General features: G+C 69.7%; 17 protein-coding genes and 1 pseudogene. 14 read left to right on the top strand and 4 right to left on the bottom strand.

The window, feature by feature from the left end:
- The first annotated feature begins 394 nt into the window (after positions 1–394).
- The 14 genes and pseudogenes from D9V36_RS01770 to D9V36_RS01705 all read left to right on the top strand — a co-directional run bounded on the left by D9V36_RS01770 (position 395) and on the right by D9V36_RS01705 (position 15,202).
- Positions 395–1,003: a hypothetical protein gene (locus D9V36_RS01770; protein WP_129292132.1), complete on the top strand. Its 609-nt coding sequence runs from the start codon at positions 395–397 to the stop codon at positions 1,001–1,003.
- 164 nt (positions 1,004–1,167) lie between these two features.
- Positions 1,168–1,590, top strand: a complete 423-nt coding sequence (locus D9V36_RS01765; RefSeq protein ID WP_129292131.1) for a hypothetical protein — start codon at positions 1,168–1,170, stop codon at positions 1,588–1,590.
- Positions 1,591–2,159: 569 nt separating this feature from the next.
- The gene (locus D9V36_RS01760; RefSeq protein WP_129292130.1) at positions 2,160–2,378 is read left to right on the top strand and encodes a hypothetical protein; all 219 of its coding nucleotides are present in this window, start codon (positions 2,160–2,162) and stop codon (positions 2,376–2,378) included.
- 26 nt (positions 2,379–2,404) lie between these two features.
- Positions 2,405–3,334: a hypothetical protein gene (locus tag D9V36_RS40595; protein WP_164992822.1), complete on the top strand. Its 930-nt coding sequence runs from the start codon at positions 2,405–2,407 to the stop codon at positions 3,332–3,334.
- Entirely contained in the window at positions 3,331–4,548 is a 1,218-nt protein-coding gene (locus D9V36_RS01750; protein WP_164992821.1) for an NUDIX domain-containing protein, read from the top strand. Before D9V36_RS40595 ends, D9V36_RS01750 begins: the two co-directional genes overlap by 4 nt.
- Before the next feature lie 54 nt (positions 4,549–4,602).
- Positions 4,603–5,361 carry a Scr1 family TA system antitoxin-like transcriptional regulator gene (locus D9V36_RS42945; RefSeq protein WP_431357631.1) on the top strand — a complete coding sequence of 253 codons (759 nt, stop codon included), beginning with the start codon at positions 4,603–4,605 and terminating at the stop codon, positions 5,359–5,361.
- 3 nt (positions 5,362–5,364) lie between these two features.
- Complete coding sequence (locus D9V36_RS01740; RefSeq protein ID WP_129292126.1) at positions 5,365–7,473, top strand: hypothetical protein; 2,109 nt, start codon at positions 5,365–5,367, stop codon at positions 7,471–7,473.
- Between the two features lie 324 nt (positions 7,474–7,797).
- The gene (locus D9V36_RS01735) at positions 7,798–8,799 is read left to right on the top strand and encodes a Scr1 family TA system antitoxin-like transcriptional regulator (RefSeq protein WP_129292125.1); all 1,002 of its coding nucleotides are present in this window, start codon (positions 7,798–7,800) and stop codon (positions 8,797–8,799) included.
- Positions 8,800–8,856: 57 nt separating this feature from the next.
- Positions 8,857–8,946, top strand: a pseudogene (locus tag D9V36_RS42940) (DUF5999 family protein); the annotation flags it as partial.
- 407 nt (positions 8,947–9,353) lie between these two features.
- Positions 9,354–10,082 carry a CPBP family glutamic-type intramembrane protease gene (locus D9V36_RS01725; protein WP_164992819.1) on the top strand — a complete coding sequence of 243 codons (729 nt, stop codon included), beginning with the start codon at positions 9,354–9,356 and terminating at the stop codon, positions 10,080–10,082.
- Positions 10,083–10,264: 182 nt separating this feature from the next.
- Positions 10,265–11,017 carry an SAM-dependent methyltransferase gene (locus D9V36_RS01720; RefSeq protein ID WP_129292122.1) on the top strand — a complete coding sequence of 251 codons (753 nt, stop codon included), beginning with the start codon at positions 10,265–10,267 and terminating at the stop codon, positions 11,015–11,017.
- Between the two features lie 316 nt (positions 11,018–11,333).
- Positions 11,334–12,677: an MFS transporter gene (locus D9V36_RS01715; RefSeq protein WP_129292121.1), complete on the top strand. Its 1,344-nt coding sequence runs from the start codon at positions 11,334–11,336 to the stop codon at positions 12,675–12,677.
- Entirely contained in the window at positions 12,667–13,374 is a 708-nt protein-coding gene (locus D9V36_RS01710; protein WP_129292120.1) for a hypothetical protein, read from the top strand. Before D9V36_RS01715 ends, D9V36_RS01710 begins: the two co-directional genes overlap by 11 nt.
- Positions 13,375–13,708: 334 nt before the next feature.
- Positions 13,709–15,202: an IMP dehydrogenase gene (locus D9V36_RS01705; RefSeq protein WP_129292119.1), complete on the top strand. Its 1,494-nt coding sequence runs from the start codon at positions 13,709–13,711 to the stop codon at positions 15,200–15,202.
- Between the two features lie 279 nt (positions 15,203–15,481).
- On the opposite strand, the gene D9V36_RS01700 is transcribed toward D9V36_RS01705, so the two are convergent.
- The 4 genes from D9V36_RS01700 to D9V36_RS01685 all read right to left on the bottom strand — a co-directional run bounded on the left by D9V36_RS01700 (position 15,482) and on the right by D9V36_RS01685 (position 25,266).
- The gene (locus tag D9V36_RS01700) at positions 15,482–22,537 is read right to left on the bottom strand and encodes a non-ribosomal peptide synthetase (RefSeq protein WP_129292118.1); all 7,056 of its coding nucleotides are present in this window, start codon (positions 22,535–22,537) and stop codon (positions 15,482–15,484) included.
- A complete protein-coding gene (locus tag D9V36_RS01695; protein ID WP_129292117.1) occupies positions 22,534–23,217 on the bottom strand; it encodes a DUF6875 domain-containing protein in 684 nt (227 codons plus the stop codon). Before D9V36_RS01695 ends, D9V36_RS01700 begins: the two co-directional genes overlap by 4 nt.
- 118 nt (positions 23,218–23,335) lie before the next feature.
- Positions 23,336–24,298, bottom strand: coding sequence for a TauD/TfdA dioxygenase family protein (locus tag D9V36_RS01690; protein WP_129292116.1), 963 nt, complete (start codon positions 24,296–24,298; stop codon positions 23,336–23,338).
- On the bottom strand, positions 24,295–25,266 hold the full coding sequence (locus tag D9V36_RS01685) for a TauD/TfdA dioxygenase family protein (RefSeq protein WP_241720643.1): 972 nt from the start codon (positions 25,264–25,266) through the stop codon (positions 24,295–24,297). Before D9V36_RS01685 ends, D9V36_RS01690 begins: the two co-directional genes overlap by 4 nt.
- Positions 25,267–25,454: the final 188 nt, after the last annotated feature.

Genomic DNA, 25,454 nt, shown 5'->3' with positions numbered 1-25,454 from the left:
TCGCCTTGCTGGCATGGGCTTTCGTCTCCACCAGATAGACCATCCTCCCGCTGCCTCCACCCCCGTAGGAGGCAGCACCGCCCACCGGGTCCGGCCGCGCCCGTGACCGGTGGGTCCTCCCCCGCCCCTCGGGGGAGGAAGCGCCGTCCCGACCGGACGGCGCGTGGGCGGGCGGGCCCCAGCGCCAACCCCTGGGGCCCGCCGCCCATCTCGGCACGTTCCTCCCGCCTCTGCGACGGGGTATTTCAGCTGATTTCGACGGAAGAACCAGATGAGAGCCTTACCTGTATCGCCTCCGACCTCGGAACGGCCTGACGCGGTGCTGTACAGCTGCCTGCACGGTGGGACTCGCGCCGAGGTCCTTGGGTGCCTCGACGACCTCACCCGGCGCCGGTTGCAGCTCACGCCGTTCAAGAGCTACGCCGACGCCCATAACCGTGGACGTTTTCCCGGCCGGGATCAGTGGTGGTACGTCGAGCAGCTGCTGAAGGTCCGCACGACGGTCCACCACCTGGTTGTGCCGTCTCTGGAGCAGGTCGCGCACCGGGTCGGTGATCAACGCGCCCTCGCCAGGTGGTGCGCCAAGATGCGAGTCGAACTTCATTTCGCGGCCCCCGCCGAGCACGGCTTCACCTTCGAGGAGCTGGCCGACGACACCCTTGATGTCCTCGTCGACCTGGAGAAGGCGCACCAGTTTGCCTACTCCCGCACAACGGCCGAGGACATATCCGCGGCGATTATTGCCATCAAGGAGCACCTCCACGAGCACATCTATCGCGCTCGTCAGCGTCGCGAGGCGATGTGCGGCCGTTCGTGCAGCGGGGACGCCGACGCGCTGAGCCAACGCATCCGCCGAGCCGAACGCGTCTTGGAGGGGCCCGACGCGACATACGCAAAACGCCATTTGGAGCTCCTGGCATCCGCACTCCACGGCCTGCTGCCCGAGGAGTGGCTGCGCCGTTGGAACGATCCGTGGGCCGCAGCGCGACGGAGGGCCGGATGAGTCGACGTCGGCACACGCCCAAGCCGGTCCGCCACGATCCTTCGGGCGGCCCCCGCAGGCCACAGGCAACTTCCCCTGTCCACACCGGTCTTCGCGACGATGCCCTCTCAGTCGGAAGCTCCGGCGGTTCGCCGCTCGCGGCGCCGGCGGCCGATGATCCGCACGTGCGCATCCAGACGGTCGGCGGCAAGGACAGCGGCATCACGATCGCATGGAAGAGGCCTGCGGACCCCCGCATGTGGGCCATGCGCGGGCCCTGGAGGTGTGAGCGGCGCGAGCTCGGTGACGGCGGCACTCTTCCGGACACGATTCGCAGCAGCGAGGCACGCTCGTCCGCTGCCCAGGCCGCACAGTGGCTGCGCATTCAGCTCTACGCCCACCACACCGCACTTGGGCCGCACCAAGCCGAAGCGTTGGTGGCCTGGCTCAACGACGGCTATGTGCAGGGCCTGTCCCAGCACCTCGAGGCCCATGGGCTCAGCGTCACGGTGACCATCGCGCGCCCCGCTGTCGCCCACGTGTGGCACGTCGGCCCGACATGTCTGGAGCGGGAGATCACCGTTCCCGTCGAGGGGGGCGCGGCATGACGGGGGAAGTGGTGGTAGAGGTTCTGCTGGCAGGAAGCTGCTGGATGGGCCGTGCCAACCAGGCGGCCGACCGGTTCCACGTCGGTGTGGCAGGTTCCGACGACGGGGGCTCCCCTCGCGTTTCTGTCAGGCGGGCATTCGCGTGCAGCTCAAGTGCACCATCCGGGAGGGCCGGCTACCACGCAGACGGCGCGGGCAAGTCCTCATGGCCGCCGGCGGCCGTGCGACCTGAACAACCGCAGCGCTCTTCGCCAGCTCCCCGGCCGAGAGCCCGCGGAGCCGTGTTCTTGTCCGCCTTCGGCTTGTCGCCGTGCACGTCCGACGGTGCTCCCCGAGTTGCTGGTTGCGCCGCGCGGCATGAGGGTCACCGCCGTCGGCCGTCGGTGGGGTGTTCTTGCTCGCCCCCGCGTGCTCTTTGTTGTCGGCCGCTGGCTGCACGGCCTGCCGGGGGTGGCCGCGGCCCGCCGTAGACCGACCGCGGCCCCCGCCCCTCTCCCACATAGCAGTGTCTCCGGCGATGGCTGAGCCCCGCCCCGCCGTCGCCGCCCATCTCTACCGCTAGGGAACTGATGGCTTTTCCCGACCTGTCCCTTGAACGCCTCACCGTCCCGCTGCCTCAGGCCGCCACCATGCTCGGTATGAAGCCGCGCTTGGTCTCCGGCCTCATCCACGAGGGACTCCTCACCGCCGCCTGCGGGGAGGGCCCCGCACTGGTCACACTCGCCAGCATCAAGGCCTGCCTTGACCGCTCCCGCATCTCCCGTCCGCTGTGCGAGGCACGCTCATGACGGCACCGCGCGCCGCCGATCAGCCAATGATCGCGACAACACTCCTGATCACCGCTCCCCAGGACCGGCTGCTCGTCACCGATCCCAACGGCCGTGGCTACATCGAGCTTGCCGGCGGCATGACGCACTGCCATGAGTCCCCGGAGGCCGCGGCCGGCCGGATCCTGCGTGACACCTTTGACCTGGAGCTGCCGGCAGGACGGCTGGTGGGACTCGACAGGGCACGCCGCGCAAGCCGATCCGTGATCACCCACATCTTCGCCACCGGCCCCCTCAGCAAGGTTCAAGCGCGTGTGGTCGAACAGCGTGCGGAGCGCGGCAGGGTCCGATTCCTGCCCAGGGCCGAGGCTCTTCCTCTCCTGCGAGCACGGTCACGTGCCCGAGCCACCGCCGGGCTGCAGGCCCTCATCGCCGGGACCGTCGCCCATCTCGGAACGCTCCCGGACGCCACCGCGGCCGTCTCCGGCAGCGCTGTGGTCATAGACCCTCAGGGTCGGCTTCTGATCATGCGAGACGGCACACGGGGCACGTGGAGCCTGCCGGGCGGCCCGCTCGACACCAGGTTCGGTGAAGGTCCGCGACGAGCCGCTGAACGCCACGCCCTGAAGGCAGCCGCACATCCGGTGGCACTCGACCAGCTCCTTGCTATCGACTGGTGTCATCCCCCGCAGCACCGTGCCGAAGTCCACTACCTCTACGGCGCCAGCACATCCGTGGTCCCCGGCTACCCGCCATCGCATCACGGCCGGGCGGATGTCCGATCCGTCGAGCTTTCCGAGATCGCCGCCGTTCTCTCTCCCACGGACGTTCGTCGCGTGCAGGCATGTCTCAGTGCACGTGCGAAGGGCGCCCTGGAACTCCACAACGGCCACCGCGCCACCCACCTCCGCTCCACGTCCTCAGCTCACGCCTGCTGCAGCCCTTCCACTCACCAGGGGCAGGGGGCAACAGAATGAGCACCACCAGGAAGGGCGCGGCGGGCCAGCGCGCGATCAGTGAGGAGCGCCGGCGGTCTCTTCTCGGCCGGCTCGACGATGGAGCGGTCACGCTCGAAGAGCTGGCTCGGCAGGAAGATGTGCCGCTGTCTGACCTGCGGGTCATGCTGGGGCTGGGTGCACCCGTGCGGATCCCCAGGGTCCCGGCGGTGCAGTGGGACGGCGCCAAGCTCACCTACAGCGCCCGTACCCGGCGTTGGGGCAGCGCCCTGTGGCGCAACGACGTACGTGAGGCGGCACGGCTGGTGAGCGCAACGCACCGGCATGCGCTCCAGCTCTACACCAACGGCCAGGACACACCAGGCCTGTCGGAACGTCTCTCCCGGGCCCGCGATACTCTCCAGGCGCCGACACGCGCCGCCGCCGTCCACGCAGCCCTCGCAGCCAGCCTCATCCAGCACGCGAGGCTGACGTACCTGCCGATCCTGTCCCCGCAGCAGCGAGCAACCCTGCTGTGCCTGGCGGCCGGTGCGACACAGGCCGAGCTGGCTCAGATCCTCGGCCTCACCACCCTCGCCGCACGCGATGCACGAACCATGCTCCTGCGCGCCCTGGACGCGGCGACCGACGGACAGGCCATCAGCCACGGCTGGGCGGTCAGCATCCTCCACGCACAGAGCCAGCTCCCTCCGATGGGAGAGATGCGTACTGCCGCGCAGGACAACACACCCCTCCTACTGCCCGGCCAGGCCACACCAGTACAGCTGACGGCGCACGCACTGATCACCAATGCAGACGGTCACGTGCTGATGGTGCAACCCAGGGAGCGCAAGGGCCGCAAGGCCCGGCTGCGTCTGCCCGGAGGCTCCCACACCCCCGGCGAGTCACCGCGGGACGTCGCCGAGCGCGCCGCGAGGGAAGAAGTGAGCTTGGTCGTGAGGGCGAACCGGCTGCTGGCGGTGGACTGGGTCGAGAAATCCGAGACCGGTGCACCCACTTCGGTGCACGTCTACGACTGCGGAGTCCCCGTTTCCGATGATCCGGCGCTCCGTCCCACCCGGACGCTTCACCCGACGGCGCCGGTCGGAGTGCGGTGGGTCCCACCTCGCCAGCTGGAGCACCTGTGCCACCGCCAGCAGGCATTCCGCATTAGTGCGGCTCTGCAGGCGAAGGGCGACCAGTCCCTGGCCGAACTGCATCTCGGCGGCTACTACCACGTCAGCGACCTGGCCTGAAGCCGAGCCGCCCGACCCCCCAACCCGTCACTATCCGACGCTGATTGGATACCGATGCTCGCTCTCGCCCACTCAGGGACCCCGCCTCTGGAGGAGGCGCCGCCCGCACATCTCGTTGTCGGCTCACAGCTGCGATACCTGCACCACACGCGCGGCGGGATGTCGGGAGAAGGGCACGACCGCGGCCCGCGTACGCTGCGCGCTCCCCAACGGGATCGCGGATACGCGGCGGCCCTTCAGCCAGACAGGGTGGCCGCGGTGCTGGGGCGTTTCGGGCTCGACCAGGCGGAAGTCGCCGGTGCACTCAATCTGCTGGATCGTCCGGAGTGCCGGCCTGTGCGAGACAACGGCGTCGGCTGGGCGGCCCGCCTCGCTGCCTGCGAGAACTCAGCCTCCCATCTCCGCATCTACGCCCTTCAGATCCTGCCTCAGCTGCTCCAGACCCCCGCCTTCACCAGGGCGTTGCAGAGCGTCGGTGTGCTGCCGCAGGGGTATCACCCGGAACGGACTTTGGCCGCCTCCTCCGCCGTGAGGATCGAGTTGACCGCGGACTGGGCGTTTCTGGAGCGTGCCAATGGCGGCCCCCGTGTCATGGCGGAGCAGCTCAGCCACCTGCTGCAACGCATCGACGCCGGACAAGCTGCGCGACGGCCCGGCCGCGCGGCGCCTGCGTCTCGTGCCGGACAGTGCCGGCCGACTGGCCAAGCTCCTTCGGATCACCGGCCTGACCGATGTGTTCGAGCTGCACAGCAGCCTGGCGGGCGCGCTGGCACCTTCCGGCGCGTGCAACGCGTGCAATGTCCAGAGGGGTGAGTCGTGATCGAAAACGAGATCAGCGGATCGGCCAACCTCCACGGCGTCATCGTGCAGGCAGGAGCGGTCAACGGCGGTATCCACCACCACGCCACGGCGCCGTCCCCACCACCTGCGCCGCACCAACTCCCGCCCGTACCCAGACACTTCACTGACCGCGAGGAGTCCCACCAAGCTCTGACCGAAGCGCGCGGCGAGGGCTTTCGTCTCGCGGTCATCAGCGGGATCGGCGGCACAGGCAAGACCGCGCTCGCCTCCCACTGGCTCCGCGGCCAGACCCTTCGCGATGGGCAGCTCTATGCCGACCTGCGCGGCCCGGCAGGCTCGGTGGACACCCCCACGGTCCTGCGCCGGTGGCTGCGGGCGCTCGGGGTACACCAGCCGCCGGCGGACGGGGAGGAGCTGATCGGCCTGTGGCGCTCGGTCACAGCCAACCGCCAGCTGGCAATCCTGATCGACAACGCGGCCTCCGCCGACCAGGTGCGCCCTCTGCGGCCCGCGGGAGGCGTCAGCGTCACCGTGGTCACCAGCCGTCGCACTCTGTGGGAGCTGATGATCGACGGTGCCGTCCTCCACCCGCTCGGCCCGCTCCCACCCGCCGCCGCCGTCGAGCTGCTGTCCCAACTCGCCGGTCGGGACCGCGTCGCGGCAGAGCCCCGGGCCGCCTCCCGGCTGGCCGAGGCCTGCGGATACCTGCCGCTGGCACTGTCCCTGGCCGGCGCCCGGCTGGCCTCTCACCCCCATCGCCGCCTCACCGCATCCCTCGACGCTCTCACACGCCACGCCGACACCGGCCCCGTCCGAAAGGACCCCGCCCGCATGGCCATCACCACAGCACTCGACGACAGCTACGAAGGGTTGGAGGCCGTCGGGAAGCGCGTCTGGCGCCACCTGGGCCTGCTGCCCACCACGGACATCGACCCGGACATGACCGCCGCGGTCTGCCGGTTGGAGCGCGCCGAAGCATCGCATCTGCTGGAGACCCTGGCCGACGAGCACCTGCTGGAGCCCTTCGCCACCGACGCCGCCCGCCCCGTCCGCTACCGCCTGGGGGCCACCGTGCGCGCCCACGCCCGCGCCCTGGCCGAGCAGGAGGACGACGAGGCGGTGCGCACGAGCGTCGAGCGCCGCCTGTGCGAGTGGATGCTGACGATCGCCACCCAGGCGCAGCAGCGCCTGACCCCGTCCCAGGCAACCTTGCGGATGCAGATCGCCGATGTCGCGTCGCCTCCGCGGGACGCTGTCTTCGATGACGACGGCGGCGCCCTGGCCTGGCTGGATTCCCACCAGGGAAACCTGTTCGGCGTCCTTCAACTGGCCTACATGGCCGAGTGGGACGACCTGGTGTGGCAGTTGGTCGATGCCTACTGGCCGCTGTTTTTGCGACAGCACCCCTACGAGCTGTGGATCAAGGCGCACGAGCTGGGTGTCGCCGCGGCACGCCGGATCCAGAACCCGGCCGCACTACGGCAGATGCTCAATTCCGGTGCGATCGGTTTGTGTTCGGCTGAGCTCTGGCAGGACGCCATCGCCTGGTACACGGAGTCCGTGCAGTTGGCCCAGGAGCACGGTGATGTGCGGGATGCCGGTCAGGCCCTGCACGGTCTGGGGGATTGCTTCCTCCAGTCCGGGGAGCCATTGCGCGCCGAACAGTATGCACGCCTGGCCGTCACACGGTGGGAAGAGTGCGGCTACCGCCGCGGGGTGGCGCTGGCGACCATCGTGCTCGGGCAGATCGCGCTGGCCAAGGGCGACCCCCGCACCGCCGGCAGCCACTTCCGCCGGGCTCACACCGAACTGCTCGCGGTCGACGACCCCTTCGACGCGAGCCGCGCGCTGGCTCTGCTCGGGCACGCCCGTGTGCTGGATGACGTAGTCGAGCGCGGCCTCAGCGAGCTGACCACCGCGCTGCGGGTGCTGAAGGAGAGGGGCAGCACCCTGTGGCAGGCGCGGACCCTGGAGATGCTCGCCGGAGCCTACGAGCGCCGCGGTGATCTCGAACCCGCGCGGCGGTGCCTGCAGAAGGGCGTCGAGCTGCTCGCGCCGATCCGGCCGCGTGATGCACAGCGCCTCCAGCAGCGGGAGCAGGATCTGGTGCGCCATGGCTCATAGGAAGCGGTGCAGGCCTCGACCGGCGTCGTGGAGGGCCATACCTCGCCGCCGCCCACGCTGTGCCCCGCCCCGGCTGGCCGGCGTCATCAGGGCCTGCTCTTCGCTCCCCGCGATCGTGTTCGCTCCAGCCCTGCGCCTGACGGCAACTTCCCGGCCAGCTCCGGCGCCCGTCGCCTGACCACGGCGGTGGCTCCCACCACCGAACCGGGTCGTCGGCTGCTTGCCCGCAGCAGTCGCCACGTGCCGTGGGCCAGCTCTCCTCGCCCTATCCGTGACCCCAGCCAGGCGCGCCATCGAGCCAGCGCCCGCCACTAAAGGACCACTATGCGCGCCAAGGCCCACTCAGGTGACGTGCCCGAAATCGAGGGCGGCACCCGGCTCCACGAAGAGCTAACACCCATCGAGGCGACCCCCTCGCCGATCGAGATCGTCACCGGGGTCTACCTGCATGCCAGACGCAAAGCGCTCGGCCAGACTCTGACCGACGTGGCACGCCAGGTCGGAGGCAGTGCCTCGGCGATCAGCCGCTGGGAGCGTGCGGTGGTCCCCATTCAGGCAACAGCCCTGACCGCGCTGCTCCGGTACTACGAAGCGGACAGCGACGAGATCCGGTACCTGGTCAATCACCTGCCGAAGGCCAGATGCGCCTCCTCCCACACAACGCTGCTGGAGCACAGGGCCGCGGGGGCGGACGATCCGAACAACTTCGCGCGTCGGGGCCTTTGGGACAACTGGAGCGACGTAGCCGACGAGGGAGCTGCACGGTACGTGGCCGTCAACCGTGTGGCGAGCGAGGCCCTGCATTACACAATGAAGCGAATCCCACCTGGCTACCGGACCCCCGAATACCGGTCGGTGATCACCGACCCCGACGTGTGCCCGACTCCTGACGAGCCCGTCGCCGACATGCCCTTGTGGCTCGCACGAGTAAGGCGCCCTTCTGGACAGCGCCGGACGTTGCTGCTGGATGAAACGGTGCTGCGAAAGCCAGTCGGTGGTCCTGGGGTGATGGCCCGCCAGCTCCGCCATCTGCTGCGTCTCATGGATCGCACCACCACCGCAGGGCCGGTGACCATCCGCGTCCTGCCGGAAGACCGCCAGATCAGTTTCACCTCCAACTACCACGAGGTGGCAGAGCTCACCATCCACGGTCACCGGCTCTTTGCCGCGGTCGACTTCTTTGCCTGGTACGAGACCCGCTCGGGGGCGGCCCAAACCCTGCACCGCAGTCTGCACCAGACCTTTGAGCAGGCACCCGGCCACCAGGACTCCTACGACCTCATCAAGAAGGCCGCGGATTACTGGGCGAAAGGGGCCGGCTCGTGATCAATGCGGCTCGCGGCTCCACCAGATCGGGTGCTCCCGGCGACCCGCCCTCGCGTTGTCCTGCTCTTCGAGGACACCGGCGAGCTGCTGCCAGACGGCCAGATCGCCGCCCGCACCAAGCGACCAGCAGCCCCTCATCGAAGACTCACGCTGCTTGACGCCTCGGCGTCCTTCCCGATTTCCCTTCCTCTCATCCCTTTCACCTCAAACGGAGATCAGCCGTGCCGCACCAGGCGCCCCCCAGGACAGAGCAAGGTCACACCCCCACTGCTTCGCAACCCGCCCGCACACCCCGCTCAATTCACCTGTCGGTCTACGCATTAAGCCTGCTCGCCGCCGCACCCGCCATGACGATCAGCGGTACGACCGCCTACATCGCATACGTAGGCTCCGTGGCCCCACATGTTTCGACGCTATTGGACTACTACGCCCGGTTCGTGAGTATCGCGGTGGCCGCTGGATGGTTGATCTGGCTGCTGTTCGCCGCGGGCCGACGCCAACGGCAGGGCAGTGCGCGAAAGCTATCTCCGGGGGTGCACTGGGCAGGAAACGCTGTGGCTGTCGCGGCCGTCCTGCTCAACCAGACTGATCCGACCAGCGCCTGGTGGGGCCTGCGCAACCTAGCGACTGCGGCCCTGTTCGCAGCATTGACTCTCGCACTCATGAGGTGGTGCGGCGGCAGTCGGGAACAGCTCGGAATTCTCCCGCCCGGCGCATCCACGGCGCGTGGCAGGGCCCAGGCTGTAGCGGTCGGTGCGACGGTCGGGCTCGCTGCGGTCATCACGATCGCGCTCGTCAACACGCTACCCACGTTCCTCCCCGGCGCGAACAGCGCACACGGCGGGTCCCAGGCTCATTTCCTCGGCTGGGAGAACGTCTGGTTTCAGGCCGCGAATGTCGTTCTCACCGGGGTTGTCGAGGACGTTGTCATCGTCGGGGCCATCGCGAGCCTCATGGCCATGGCACGGCGACCGGCGTGGGAGATGTACGCCCTCAGCCTCACCCTCGAGGTCGCCATGCACCTGTACCTCGGCATTCCGGCCGTCGGAATCTCCCTCGTCGCCACCGTGAGTCTCGCGCTGTACCGACACACCGGCAGGCTCACTTCCATCGTGATCGCACACATCACCTACGACATGTGCACCAGCCTCCCCGTACCCCATTGGGCGCTCGGCTTCCTCCTCGCGGCTACCGCCCTCATCGCGACGGTCGTCACCGGCATCACAACGCCCCGGGCACGTGCCGCCACGGACCAGGAGGGGGATCTCGATGCCCGGCGCTGAGCCCGAACGTCGCCCCAGTCGGCTCCCTGCAGGGCACGCAACGGCAGCCGCCAGCCCGCTGGACAGTCGCCTCCCCGCCACACCGCTCGACGAGATCACGGCGAGCTCGCCGACCGAAGCAAAGTTCACCAAGATGCTCGCGCGCTGCCGGCAGCGGTACGTGACCGAGACCGGAGGCTGAGATGACGACCTCACTGTCCCGCTCCAGGGACGCCTGGCACCAACATCCCTCCGTAGCTCATGTGGACGACTACCTGTGGGGCGGCGACGAACACTTCCTCGCCGACCGGGAGCTGGCCGACCGCCTCCTTCGGGTAGCGCCCTGGCTGTCGGACATGGTGCGGATCAACCGCCTCCATGGCCATCACGTCGTCACCGCCCTCGCGCACAAGGGCATCCGCCAGATCCTCAACCTCGGGTGCGGCCTCCCGCCCCACATCAATCAGCGGAAACGCCACGATCCGCCGACAACCTTCGAGTCCGCCAGCGCCGTCCACGCCGCCCCCCCCCGCGTCGTCTACGTGGACAGCGACCCAGTCGTATACGGCCACGCGAACATGGTGCTGGCCGAGCACAAGGGCACCGCCGCGGTGCGGGCGGACATCCGGCAGATGGACCAGCTGCTGACTCACCCTCAACTGCAGCTGCTCGACCACAGTGAACCCATCCTGGTACTGGCGCACAACCTGCTGACCTGGGTAAATCACGAAGCAGCGGAAGAGGCCATGACCTGTCTGCGTGGCTGGCTCCCGGCCGGCAGCTACATCAGCGTCACCCACGCCACCACCGACATGGACCCCAAGACGATGAAAGCTCTGGCCAACCACTACGTGGACGCCGGGATCGACTTCCAGCCGCGGTCCGGGGCGCAGATCCAAGCGCTCCTGGGCCCGTGGGCCCTGGTGCCTCCGGGCATCGTCCCCACCGCGCAATGACACACACCCCCTCCCGGCACGGTCCACCGGCTGCCAGGAGCTGATCACTCCTTCGCATACGCCGCCGTCATCACCAACGCTCCACCGGGCTGACCGCAGTACGGCCTGGTCACTGAGCGACGAGGCATACCCGATCAACTGCCCGCCCGCCGCCTGGCATGACGGCCTCGACGGCGGACGGGCGCACCACCCTTCGCAATCCGTCCAGCACTCGACTCCACATCTGTTCCACACACCTGAGGTGATGACGTGCCGCCTGCCCGCCCCAATCCCCGCTCCGGCGAAGCCGGTCTCGTGCAGGTCCTGGAGGTGCAGCATGGCCCGCTCTACTGACAGCCCGCCCCAGTCGCCCACGGGCTCGGCGTGGACCAACCGCTCGTTCCGGGCGTACTGGGCTGGTGAGGCGACCAGCCTGGCCGGCTCCTCGCTCCATGGCGTCGCTCTGCCGGTGATCGCAGTGCTGGAGCTCAAGGCCACACCAGGCCAAGTCTCACTGCTCACCGCCGCGGCGATGACACCAGCCTTCGCTCTTTCCTTGCCGGCTGGGGTCGTGGGCGACCGGTGCCGAAAGAAGCTGGTGATGGTGGCCACCGACCTCGCGGCGGCTGCGGTTGTTGCGGCTGTGCCGACCTGCTGGGCTTTCGGGGCGCTGTCCATGCCCGTCCTCTACGCCATCGCACTGCTCCTGGGAGCCCTCACGGTGCTCCACGATGCCGCGTCGACCGCACTCGTGCCCGAGCTCGTCAAGCACGAGCACCTGCTCAACGCCAACTCCCAGATCACCGGGCTCTACAACATTGCCGACACATCGGGCGTCTACGGCGGCACTCTCGTCATAGGCTTGGTCGGCGCCGTCCGCACCCTCTGGCTGGACTGCGCCTCCTACCTCATCAGCGCCTGTTGCGCCGCACGGATCCGCACCGCTGCCACGCCCGAGTCGACCAAGGCCCAGCGCAACCGGCCGCGAACCGGCGTGCTCACCGCGATCCGCGAAGGCATCAGCTACGTGATGCACGAACCCCACCAGCGGCCCCTGGTCCTGGCCCTGACCGTGCACGCCTTCGCCGTCCGCATCGTCGACACCTTTCTCACCTACACCCTGCTGACCACACTCCATTCAGGAAGCACCGGACTGGGACTGGTAGCGGGGGCAGCCGGTGCGGGCGGCCTGGCAGGCTCACTCGCCACCCCACATCTCATCCGCCGTTTCGGCCCCTACCCCGTGATGCTGAGCGGATTTCTCGGATACACGATCTGTGGCGTGCCGCTCCTGCTCGCTCAGCCGGGACCGGCCTGGCTGGGCGTGCTGGCTGCCGCCGGAGCCGCACGGAGGGCAGTCGGCGCGGCCGCGGGGTCAACTCAGCGCTCGCTCCGTCAGCAGCTGTGCCCACCACACCTGCAGTCCCGCGCGCATCAGACCTGCGTCTGCCTGTTCGCCGGCTCCCGGTTCTTCGCAGCCTTGACCGCCGGCGCCATTGCCGCCGTCTTCGGGGTGTGGGCCGCGCTGCTGGTCGGCACCATGCTTCACCTGGTGCCGGTTGTCCTGCTGTGGGCGTCCCCGGTCCGGCATCTGACCACGATGCCCTGCGCACCCACCAAGCTCCCGCCGACCGTTCACCGGCAGCCCACCTCCCAGAAGGAGGCCAGCCGTGTGCCCTGACGCCTCGCCGCTGCCCGCAGCCTGCCCAGTAGCGAGCGCCGCAGACAGGGGAAGCCGCGGCAAGGCACAGCCCGCCGCGCTCGACCTGTTCATCGCGCCATTGACGTGGGAGGAGCCCTGTGACCTGCAGGTCTTCCTCACCCACGAGGGCGTCACCTACGGTGGCGCCGAAACCAGCAGCGACCGCGATGTGGACGGCATTCTGTGGGAGCGCTGGGGTGGGACGCCCACGGCGACGAGCGAGCGCCGCTGGAGCGAGCACCATCCCGTCCGCCAATACGCCAGCATGGAACGCCTGTTGTGCGCCGGCTGCGGCCGGGAGACAGACCACGAACCGGGCCTCGGCAGGCGCTGGATCCTGCCGGCCGACCCCGCCGCCAGCGTGGATTGGACGCAGCCCCTGCAGACCACCACCCCTCCGCTCTGCAGCGACTGTGCCTTGACCAAGCCCTGGCTCTGTGAGCGCCTGCGCGACGGCTTCGTCGAACTACGGGTGCGCGAGGCCGAACTGGTGGGCGTCCGCGGGACGCTGTACTCCCCCACCGCGCCGCCCCGTCGGCGCGAGTTCGTGCCCTTTGACCATCCGGATATCCGCCGGATCGTTGCTCAGCAGCTGGTCCGGGAAGTGCGAGGGGCCGTCGTCGTACGCCTTGGGGCGCCCCCGACCCGGCACACGCTCAGTTGTCGGCCGAGTTGAGCCGCCCTGCGGGCTCGGCCGGATCGGAGCCGAGCCGGTACTGCCAGCAGCAACCCGCCTACATGCTCGGTAAGTGACTTTTCGGGCACGGCGCGTGCGGTAGAATCTCGTATGGCGTAATGGAAGTCAACGCCTGTGCGGCGCGGGCGGCGGTTCAATCAGTAAGCCCCTGCCTTCAGCGTTAGTACTGGTCCACCTCTGTGCGCTCGTCATTGGATTGTTCCAGGCGGGTTCTTCCGGGAACGTGCAGCAGGTCGGCGTTCGATTTACTGTGCCCGTCTGAGCCTGCTGACTCCGGCGAATCTCGGATCGCAGGCTCCCTTCAGGAGACCACGTGAAAATCCTCGACGAGACCTCTCGCACGCTAAACGAATTCCTTCTTCTTCCGGGACTCACGACGGAAGAGTGCACTCCGCAGAACGTGGATCTGACCACATCCGTCGTGCGGCACAAGGTCGGGGAGGCCTCGCCGGTCCGGATCGCCACCCCTCTGGTCAGCGCGATCATGCAGGCCGTCTCTTCGCCGAAGCTGGCGGTTGCCCTCGCCCAGAGTGGGGGCCTGTCTTTCGTCCACCAGAACCAGCCCATCACCGACCAGGCCGATGATGTGCGTGCGGTCAAACGCCACAAGGCTGGTTTCCGTACCAGCGAGGTCAACGTCAAACCGTCCACGAGCCTGGGGGAGGTCGCGAGGCTGCTGGCCGAGGTGGACCAGGGCGTCGCCGTCGTCACGGAGAACGGCAGTGCGGATGGCCGGTTCCTCGGGGTGATCGGTCTGGAGGACTTCCACACCAAGCGCCACGGCACCGAGGAGGTCGTCACCGCCCGGATGCGGCCCCGCGACCAGCTGAGGACAGCGCCGTCAACAATCAGCCTGTCGGAGGCGAACGAGCTCATCTGGGAGCACCGGCTGGACGTTCTGCCGATCGTGGACGAGGACCGGCTCGCCTCGCTGGTCCTCAAGCGGGACTATCAGGCGCACAAGACGTTCCACAATGCGTCCGTGGACGACCAGAAGCGATTCCGGGTCGGCGCCGGCATCAACTCCCGTGACTATCAGGAACGCGTCCCCGCGTTGGTCGATGCCGGAGCAGACGTCTTGTGCCTCGATTCTTCAGACGGATATTCCGTCTACCAGAAAAAAGCCCTGGAATTCGTGCGCGCGAAGTACGGAAATGACGTGTTCGTGGGCGCGGGAAATGTCGTTGACGGGCGCGCTTTCCGATATCTGGCGGAGGCCGGCGCTGACTTCGTGAAAGTCGGAATCGGCGGCGGATCGATCTGTATCACCCGTGACCAGAAGGGCATCGGCCGAGGTCAGGCATCCGCGCTGATCGACGTGGCGAACGAGCGGGACGCGTACGCCGCCGACACGGGCACCTACGTGCCCATCTGCTGTGACGGCGGACTGCTCAGCGACTACCACATGGCGATCGCTCTCGCTCTCGGCACGGACTTCGTCATGCTGGGCCGGTACTTCGCACGATTCGACGAGTCTCCGTCGCGCAAGGTTCGCGTGGACGGCCAGTACTACAAGGAGTACTGGGGCGAGGGATCACGGCGCGCCCAGAACGCTGCCCGCTACGGGCAGAGCGACGAGATTGCCTTCGAGGAGGGCGTGGATGGCTTCGTGCCCTATGCGGGCAGCCTGTACAACAACGTGGAGCTGACCAGGTCGAAGCTGACCGCCACCATGATCAGCTGCGGTGCGGTGGACCTGAGGACCTTCCACGAGGATGCAGTCATGGTCCAGGTCTCGGAGCGGTCCTACGAGCAGAACACCGCCGAGGTGCGGCTGCGGGAGCGGTCCGTCGACTCCGGCGAGTGACCCCGAGGCTCTGCCAACAGCGTCGTCCCCGACACCCATTCTGGGTGTCGGGGACGACGCGTCTTGGGGTGGCGCGATCCGGCGTAGGCGCGCCTGAGGAGACAGATGCAGGGCCGGGTGGGACGGAGGCGGCGCTCACATCGCGCTACAGGCTCGGAGTCGCGCCTCCACTGCTCGCGGCGCGAATGCCCGCCTCGCGAAAGAGCCGGTGGGCGCTTCCACCAGGAGGTACGCGCCCTCCATGTGGAGCGCGCCGGCGATTCCGTAGCCGGACGGCGGTCACTCTGTCCCCACCGGGCTGTCGCTGTACAGCGTGGCCAGGTCGTCGAGTGCGTCGCCGTAGAGCATGGAGCGGTGGTCCCCGGGCGCGATGCTGTGGGCCGTGGTCCGGCCGTGCGCGAGCCACCGGTCGTAGTGCTGGGCGGCGGTGGCGGTGGCGGCGGGCTGGACCAAGTGGAGCTGCTCCACCATCCCGGTGGGTGTCCAGACGGTAAGGGCCCGGTGGTGGCGCAGCAGCATCTCCAGCCGGGTCAGGACGAAGGCGTCCCCGGGAGCGGTGAGATGGAGGGAGGCCATGAGCTGGGCCAGTTGCTCGTCGGCGGGTGCGGTGAGCGCGCAGGCAGCCGCACGGGCTACCTGCTCGGTGGGCCGATCCGGGAGCAGGGCCATGATCTGATCGGCCAGGACTCCGGGCCCGCCTGCGGGCAGTGGGGGCGGGTCGAGCAGCACCAAGCACGACACGCGATCCCCGGCCTCCTGAAGGAGGCGGGTCATCTCGTAGGCGACGGCTGCGCCGAACGACCATCCGGTGAGGGTGTACGGGCCGGTCGGCTGGACCCGCCGGATGCGTTCCACGTACCGGGCGGCCAACTCCGGGATGCCAACGGCCGCTTCGGGTTCGGTGTCGGCGCTCAGGCCGTAGCTGTCCCAGCCGACGCGGCCGAGGGTCTGCGCCAGGGGGATGTACCAGTGGACCTGACCGTCGACCGGATGGACGAGGAAGTGCCGCCGCCGGCTTCGTCCGATGCCGTAGGGCCGTGTGTTCAGCGGCTCCACACGGGCGGTGCGCTCCAGTTCATCCCGTATGTGTCCGCTCGCGGCGTCGATGGCGCCGGGCGCGAAGAAGCCGGAGTCGAAGGTGAAGTGCACCCGCAGGGACAGGCCCTCGTGGACGGCGGCGGTTACGTGGAGGGCGGTGGGCAGGACGTTGTCCGCGCCGATCGTCTCGCCAGCCGGATGAGACAGCGCACGTACTGAAGCCGCAGCCTTGGGGTCACTTGTGTGGTGGCCGAGGTAGTTGAAGGTGATCTCCGGCTGGCCGGCGGCGGCCAGCCGCGAGCCGAGTGGGGAGCCGGGGTGGAGGTAGCGGGTGGTGGCGTAGCCGGCGCCGCCGCGCGGCACGGCCGCGAGTTGTGCGCGGAAGGCCTCCGCGGTCGCCAGCAGGTGCTCGCCGTCTTCTTGGCCTTCTGCGGGTTCGCGCAGCAGCACTGGATAGAGGCTGGTGAACCAGCCGACGAGCTGGTCGGCGGTGGCCAGATCGTCCCGGCCATGCCCCTCGACGAAGGCGTACAGGCACTCCCCCCGTGTGATCGGCTTCAGGGCCCGGTGCAGGGCAGCGAGCAGCAGGGCGGGGACGGTGGCTCGGCCGCGCTGTGCGAGTTCGAGGAGGTGCGCGGTCGCGTGCGCGGACAGAGCGATGGTGTGGTGGTCGAGCTTGCCGCGTGGTGCCCGCCCGGCGTCCGCATCGCCGAGGACCGGTTTATCGGCTGCCGCGTGTGCGGCCCAGTACGCGGTCTCCTCGTCCCCCGGCATGGCGGCGGGCGCGGTGATGCCGGGCGCGGCGGGCAGCGGCGTGGCCGGATGGGCGAGGGCGCGCGGCAGGTCGCGGGCGAGGATGTCCCAGGAGACGGCGTCGACGATGAGATGGTGGGCCACGAGCTGCAGCCAGCGGCGGCCGCCGACCGGGTCGGTGAACAGGGCAGCGGCCCACAACGGGCCCTGCTGTGGGTGCAGGCCGCGATGTAGCTGGTCCAGGACCTGCCGGTCAGGTCCGGTCGCAGCGGCGTCCACGTTGTGCTCGGCCAGCGCCACGGCCGGGACTTCGTCGTCCAGAAGGGCCTTCCATCCGGAGGTGCCACGGGTGAAGCGGGTACGGAAGGCTTCGTGCCGGCCGGTGACGGCGGTCAGCGCCGCCTGCAGCGCGTGTGGCGGAACATCGGCCGGGACGTCGAACAGGCGGGCCTGGTTGAAGTGGTGCGGCTCGGCGAAGTCCTGGTCGAAGAACCACGCCTGAATCGGTGTCAGCGGCACCTCGGTGCCGCCCGGGCGCCGTACGGCAGCTACCGGGCCTGGGCCGGGCTGGCCGATGAGCGACGCGAGGGTACGGACAGTTTGGGCCTGCAGGAACTGTCCGACCTCGATCTCCATGCCCTGCTCGCGCAGCCGGGCCGTGGCTTTGATGGCGGTGAGGGAGTCACCGCCGAGCGCGAACCATCCGTCGTCCGGACCGATCCGGTCGTGGCCGAGGAGCTCACGCCACACGGCGATAACCGTCCCCTCCACCGGGCTGGCCGCGGCCGGTGCGGCGGCGTGCTCAGGGCGGGGGCGGGGCAGCGCCGCCCGGTCGACTTTCCCTGTCGCCGTGAGCGGCAGCCGGTCCAGGACCATCACGCGCGCCGGCACCATGTACGCGGGCAGACTCGCTCCGGCCCATGCGCGCAGTTCCTCGGCGAGGGCTTTCGGCGCCCCGGGCGCGGCCGTGTAGGCGATCAGACGCCCGGCCGGATCGGTGTCGTGGTCGGCCATGATGTGGGCGGCGGACACTGCGGGGTGGGTTTCCAGGCGCTGGCGGACCTCACCGAGTTCGATGCGGTACCCGCGGATCTTCACCTGATCGTCCAGGCGCCCGAAGACCTCGAACGTGCCGTCGGCCCGCAGCCGCCCCTCGTCGCCGGTCCGGTACAGCCTGGTCCCGGACAGCGGCCCGGTCTGCGGGGTGATGAAGCGCTGGGCGGTCAGTTCGGGACGTTCCAGGTAGCCAGCACAGACGCCGGGGCCGGCGACCACCAGTTCACCGCGGGCCCCGACCGGCCTTGGGCGCAGTTGGTCGTCGACGACGTAGAGGGCGTAGTTCGCCAGTGGCCGGCCGATCGTGACCGGGGAGTCCGTATCCGGCTGGTGGGGGTGGTGGACGCGGGAGGCGGCGCACCACACGGTGGTCTCGGTGGGCCCGTACTCGTTGTCCAGAGTGACGCCGGGCAGGCGGTCGGCGTGCTCGCGCACCAGCGTGGCCGAACAGGGATCGCCGCCGATCGCCACGGCACGCAGCGGCCCGGTCCACCCGGGCGGGAGGGCGGTGAGGAAGTGCCGGTAGTAGGAGGCCACGAAGTTCACGTGGTTGACCTGTTGCTGTTCGATCAGGGCCCGGACGGCCGCCGGGTCACGGGGGTCCTCCTGGTCGGGGAAGACCACAGTTCCGCCGTTCCACAGCGTGAAGAAGATCATCGAGGTGGCGACGTCGAACTGGAGCGGCAGCGTGATCAGGGTGCGGGCCGGCGCGGACCCGAAGTGCGCGGTGCGGGCGGTCAGCGCGGTGACCGCGTTGGTGTGCGTGGCCACGACCGCCTTCGGCCTGCCGGTCGACCCGGACGTGTAGACGAGGTACGCCGCATCCTCGCCCGCCACCTGCGCCGCTTTCAACGCTCCCGCAATGGAGCGGGGCGGCGCCTGGCCGACAACGACCAGCGGCACCCCGTGGGCCGTGGCGCGCACCGTGGCCGCTGTGCGACGGGAGCACACCAGGGCGGCGGGCCGGGCGTCGGCCAGGAGCTGGGCGAGACGGGCAGCCGGTTCGCCGGGGTCTACGCACACGTAGGAGGCGCCGCGTCGCAGGATGGCCAAGCAGGCGGTGACGTGGTCGGGGCCGGGCCCGCAGGCGACGGCCACCCGCGTCCCGGGGGTGATGCCGAGCGCGTCGAGCTGCACTTCGACGGCCACGGCCGCGTGATCCAGCTCCTGGTAGGTGACGCGGCGATCGCCGTGCACCACGGCCACCGCGTCTGGAGAAATCGAGATCCGTGCGCCGACTCCGGCGTGCAGTGTGGGGTGCGCCGGAGGGAGGGAGGCGCCGGCGGCCAGCTTGGCGATCCGCTGGGACTGCACAGGATCGAGGGCGTCGAGGGCGGTGGCCGGCTGGTCCCACAGGCCCGGGTCGGCCAGCGTGGTGAGCATCCGGCCGAAGCTCTCCAGCAGGGCGAGGGCGCTGTCGGCGGTGAACAGGTCGGTGTTGTACTCCCACAGGATGTCGACCCCGTCGTGGGCGCGTGCCGACCCGGCGGCGGGCGGGCGGGGCACAAGGACGACGTTGAGGTCGTTCTTCGCCGAGCGGTTGTGGTCGATGTGCAGATGCCCGGTTACCCCGGCGGCGTCGAAAGCGGGCCGCGGGGTGTTGTGGAAGGCGAACATCAGCTGGAAGAGCGGGTTGCGGGCCGGATCACGCGGCAGACCGAGATCCTTGATGATCTCGACCAGCGGGAACTCCTGGTGATCCTGCGCGCCCAGCAGCACCGTCATCGTGTGCTGGGCCACCTGGGCGATCGTCTCTTTCTCGCCCACGCGCAGACGCAGTGGCAGGGCGTTGACGAACATCCCCAGCAGCGGCGCGGTCTGGGCCTGGCGCCGGTTGGCCAGGGCAGAGCCGATCACGAAGTCGTCCTCGCCGGTGTGCTGGTGCACCAACAGCTCGAACGCGGTCAGGAACAGCGCGAACCGGGTGATGCCCTGCGCCCTACACACCGCGTCGAGGGCATCGAGCGTGTCCGCCGGCAGGCTGGCGCGCAGGCATGCGCCGTCGAAGGTTTGACGTGCCGGGCGCGGCGCATCCGGGGCGAACGTCACCCCGTGCGCGGGCACCCCGTCGAGGTGGCGCTGCCAGTAGGCGCGCTGTGCGGCGTAGTCCTCGGTGCCGTTCCAGGCCCGTTGCCATGCTGCCCAGTCGCGGTACTGCACCTGCAGCGCGGGCAACTGTGGGGCGCGGCCGCAGGCGTAGGCGGCGTAGGCGTCGCGGATCTCGGCCAGCAGCACGTTCGCCGACCAGCCGTCGTGCACGAAGTGATGCTCGACCTGGAACAGCGTCCAGGCCCGTTCGCCGAGCCGGTACAGGTGCCAGCGCACCAGCGGCAGCCGGCCGGTGTCGAAAACGGTGCGGGTCTGCTCGGCGACGTGCCGTTTGAGCGACTGGTCGCGGTCGGCTTCCGGCACGGCGGTGAGGTCGACTGGGTCCAGCTTCACCGTCCACGGGGCGTGGACGACCTGGACGGGCTCGTCGCCCGGGGCGTGGAAGGTGGTGCGCAGGATCTCGTGCCGCGCCACCACATGCGACAGTGCTTCCTCCAGCGCACGGACGTCCAGATCGCCGTCCAGGTGGAGTGAGCACTGGGTATTGTAGGCCAGGGAGTTGGGGGCGAGCTGGCCCAGGAACCAGATCTGCCGCTGCTGCCAGCTCAGCGGCGTCCCCTTCGTCGAGTGGCGCACGGGTGCGAGCTCGGGCCGGTCCGTGGGCTGGGCGGCCCTCACGTGGGCGGCGATCTGCCGGATGGTGGGTTCGGCGAACAGGACGCTGGCCGGCAGCACCACCTGGTGATCGCGGGCGATGGAGGCGGCGAGCTGCATCAGGGCCAGGGAGCTTGCCCCGGCGTCGGTCAGCCGCAGAGTCACCCCCGGCGGTGGGCAGGCGAGGATCTGTCCCATCATCTCGGCAAGGTCCGCTTCCAAGGCGTCGCACGGTGCGTCCCGGCCGTCGGCGGGGACGTCCGGGGCTTGGGGAGCGGGCAGCGCAGCCTCGTTGATCTTCCCGCCTCTCGTGCGCGGGAGATCATCGGCGATGACCCAGGCCGAGGGGACCATGTGGGCGGGCAGATGCTCGGCGGCGAGCATGCAGACGTCCTCGGCGTCGGGGCGAACACCGTCGGCCCGCGGGGTGAGATAGGCGGTCAGTACCTTGCCGGGCCCGGCGTCGGTGCGGGCAAGGACATGGGCCAGGCCGACGGCCGGGTGGCTCATCAGGACCGATTCGATCTGCGCCGGCTCGATCCGGTGGCCCTGCACCTTCAGCTGCCGGTCCGTGCGGCCGGCGAAGACGAAGTCCCCGCAGACGGTGGTCTCGGCCAGATCACCGGTGCGATAGGCACGCTCACCACCGGGCAGGGTGACGAACCGCTCGGCGGTCAACTCGCTGCGGCCCAGGTAGCCCAGCGCCAGCTGGGCACCCGTGATGTACAACTCGCCCCGCTCCCCCGCCCCGAGAGGCTGTCGGTCGTGGTCGAGGAGCAGGTAGCCGGTTGCGGGGACGGGCCGGCCGATGGTGAGCGGGGTGCGGCGGCCGGCGGCGCCGTCCCAGACACAGGCATGGCTGGTCCACACCGCCGCTTCGCTCGGCCCGTACTCGTTGTGCAGCGACACCTGAGGCAACAGCGCGGCGTGCCGGTCGATGACGCTCTCGCTCCACCGGTCACTGCCGATCATGACGCGGCGCAGGGTGTCTGGCGGCTGGAGGGCGGCGTAGTCCAGGAAGGCGGGGTAGAGCGAGGCGAGGTACACGAGATCGGTGATCTTCTCGTCGTGGAGCAGTGCCACCGTGGCGGGTACGTCGCGCAGCCCGCCGGGGCCGATCACCAGGGTGGCGCCGGTCAGTAGCGCCCAGAACAGCACACCTGAGTACACGTCGACGGCCGGCGAGTGCAGCAGCGGCACCCGGTCGGGCACGCCGTAGGCGCCTACTCGGGCCGCGGTGGAGTGCAGCATCGCGGTGTGCGGGAGCAGCACGCCCTTGGGTTGGCCGGTGGAGCCGGAGGTGAAGATGACGTACGCCGGATCCTGGCCGCCCGCGGAGGTGCCGGGTAAAGGGCCCCTGTGGTCGCGGCCGCGGGCGGCGAGTTCGTCGATGTCCACCGCCGTTGCGCCCAGGCGGGCCGCTGTCGGCCCTCGGGCGATCACGGCCCTAGGCTGGGCGTCCTTGAGCAGGCCGGTCAGGTAGCTGTCGGGGGCGGTGGCGTCCAGGGGAAGGTACGCGGCGCCGGTGGCGAGCGTGGCCAGGATGGCGCAGACGGCGTCGGTTCCCGGCTCCAGCGCCACGGCGGCCAGTGAACCAGCGGCGGGCCGCGGGGAGAGGGTGGCCAGGCCGGCGGCGATCTCCTGCACCCGGCGGGCGAGCTGCCGGTAGGTCATCGACTCGCCCTGGTCGCGGATCGCGACCCGGTCGGGGTGGAGGCGGCATGCCTGCTCAAACGCGGCTGTCAGGTTCGGAGCCTGCCGCAAGGTGGTCGCGCTGATGGTCACTTCTGGCCCTCCGAGGCTGCGATGCCGGCGTGAATGCGATCGAGGTCAGCGCCGGAGAACTGGTCGCCGAGGTGGTGCAGCAGGTGCTTGAGGTATTGCGCCCGCTCCCAGGCCGGGGAGTCGGGGCGGTCCAGGAACAACAGGTCGTGTCGGGTCAAGGCCCGTACAGCGAACATCGGTACCGGGCAACGCATCACCGCGAACTCGGGGTTGCGCACACTGGTCACGGTGCTGAGCGGATGGAACTCGCCGATCATCAGTCCGCGGGCCACGAAATCCATCCGCAACCGTGAGTGCCCGCCGTCGATGAACTCCGGCGCGGCCTGCGGCGGCACGTCGGGGAAGAACGCCAGCAACGCGCCGGCCCGGAAGGCCTCCGGTTCGGTGAACAGATCCTCATAGAGGCCAGCCAAGGCGCTGCCCTTGTCCACCGCTTCGTCCACCGACACCGAAGCGGTCCGGATCGCGACCAGGCGGACGAGGTTGCGGCGCAGCGCCGGGGCGAGCCGCGGGCAGACCGCGCCGGGCCTGCCGAGGTCGGGGTGCGGCTGGATGACGAATCTGTCCAGCCACTCCAGCGCCTGGCCGTACATCGGGTAGCGGCTGAACAGGGCCGGTGCGCCTTCGGCGTCGGTCAGTGATCCGGGCTCGAAGGGGTAGCGCATAGCGTGCGGGCGCACGACAACTCACCTCTCAGGCAAGGAAGATGGGGGCGGCAGCGCCGGGCCACCTGACGAAGGGTGGCCCGGCGCTGCGTGTGCTCCAGGGCGGCGACGCGGTCTGGCGCGTCACCGCGGGCTAGGAAGGGCAGGCGGTGAGCTCGCGGCCGACGGTCTTCGTGGAGGTGAAGCCGTCCGGCCCGACCGGCTTGTCGCCCAGCAGCGTGACCCGATGCAAGGCCCGGGGCTCATCGGTGTGGGCGAAGTCGCCGATGCCCAGGTGGGCGGTCGACCGGTTGTCCCAGAAGGCGACGCTGCCGCGCTCCCAGCTGAAGCGCACCGTGTACTCGGGCCGGGTGACCTCGCGGAAGAGCAGCTCCAGCAGGTGCCGGTTCTCCATCGGGTTCAGGCCAAGGACCCGGTTCACCCGGGCGGGACTGACGAACAGTGCCTTTCGCCCGGTTTCCGGGTGGACGCGCACCACCGGGTGGACGGCGACCTGCGCCTTTCCGTTGACCTGTTCCAGAATCTGCCGGTCGACTTCGTCGTGCGGGCTCATGTCGTACGCGGCGAAGAAGGTGTGCTCCGCCTGCAGGCCGTCCAGGAACCGCTGGAGCTGCGCCGGGAGCCCCTCGTAGGCGGCTTCCAGATTGGTCCACTGGGTGTCGCCACCGCGGGAGGGCACCGTCTCGGCGCGCAGCACGGAGGCAGCCGGCGGGTTCACCGCGGTGGACAGGTCCGTGTGCCATCCGCCGATGCCGTGATGCTGCCGGGAGCGGTAGTGCTCCTCGTGATCGAAGCCGTACACGGCGGTATCAGCCTGCGGGGAGATGGTCCAGATCTGCGGGAAAGCCTCGAGCGCGCCGCCGCTTTGCGGGCGGGCCCGCGCGATCAACTGGCCGAACCGGCTGGCGAAGGCCACCTGCCCGGCGTGGTCGAGTCGGTCCTGGCCACGGAAGAACAAGACCTTGTGCTCCAGCAGCGCCGCCCGGATCTCAGCGACGATCGACGGCGCCAGCGGCTCGGCCAGATCGACGCCGCTGACGTCGGCACCGATGTGCCCGGCCACCCGGCCGATCGTGAGGGCGTTGGTGGTCGTCATGCGCTAACTCCCGACTCGCGTACGGGCAGGGCGGTGAACGGGTCCCCGGCGACGGCAGCAGAGGGCGTGCCGTCCGGGCCGATGGGGATGTCGCCCAGCAGCGTGACCCGGTAGAGCGTGCGCCGTTCCCCGGCCAGGCCGGCGTCTCCTGGGCTCAGGTGCGCGGTGGACCGGTTGTCCCAGAACGCGACGTCGCCCGGCGACCAGCGCCAGCGGACCGTGAACTCCGGCCGCGTGATCTGCTCGAAGAACAGTGCCAGCAGTTCGCGGCTCTGGGCCGGGCTGAAGCCGCAGATCCGGTTGGCAGAGGTCGGGTTGACGAACAGCGACCGGTTCCCGGTCTCCGGGTGCACCCGCACCACCGGGTGCTCGGCGACCATCGGGTGCGCGGCATTGAGCGCCAGCACTTCGTGATCCATCGGGTCGTGCCGCAACATCTGGCAGCCGGAGAAGAACGCGTGCTCGGCGCGCAGCCCGTCGGCGAGGTCCCGTAGGGCCGGGGACAGGTGCGCGTAGGCGGCTTCCAGGTTCGTCCACTGGGTGTCGCCGCCGAACGAGGTCACCCGCTCAGCCCGCAGGATCGAAGCGGCCGGGGGGTTCACCGCCGGGGTCAGGTCGGTGTGCCAGCCCGCCGTGTAGTCCAGCCAGCGCAGCCGGTACCTCTCCTCGAAGTCCACCCCGTAGCGGGGATCGGGCACCTTGGTATCCACGGTGAGGAGCTCGGGGAAGCCGTCCGGCGCGGCTCCGCTGTGCGGGGCCGGGCGGCGGGTCAGCGCGCCGAATCGCTGTCCGAGCGCCAGGTGAGCGGCGTGGTCGAGCTGCTGGCCGGGGAAGAAGAGCACCTTGTGGGCCAGCACTGCCGCCCAGATCTCGGCGCGGGTCGGCTCATCCAACGGCTCGCTCAGGTCAACGCCCTCGACCTGGGCGCCGATGTGGCCGGCGAGCGGTACGACGGACAGCCTGTTCAAAGTGTCGCCTTCAGGGGGCTTCACATCGGTCCCTTCTCGGTCAATCTGCCGGCCCCCGCGCGTGCAACCGCTGGGCGGACACGGGTCGCGAGGGGCCATGGAGCACACGGTGTCTCCAAGGCCCTGGCAGCTCACCGCACGCTGGTGTGGCGTCACTAGTCAGGCGCGCGTGGCGATGTGTGGCGATG

Source organism: Streptomyces lydicus (assembly GCF_004125265.1).
In the GTDB taxonomy this organism is placed as follows: domain Bacteria; phylum Actinomycetota; class Actinomycetes; order Streptomycetales; family Streptomycetaceae; genus Streptomyces; species Streptomyces lydicus_C.
Note: the sequence above shows the minus strand (reverse complement) of the source record. Positions and strands in the feature narration are given on the sequence as shown.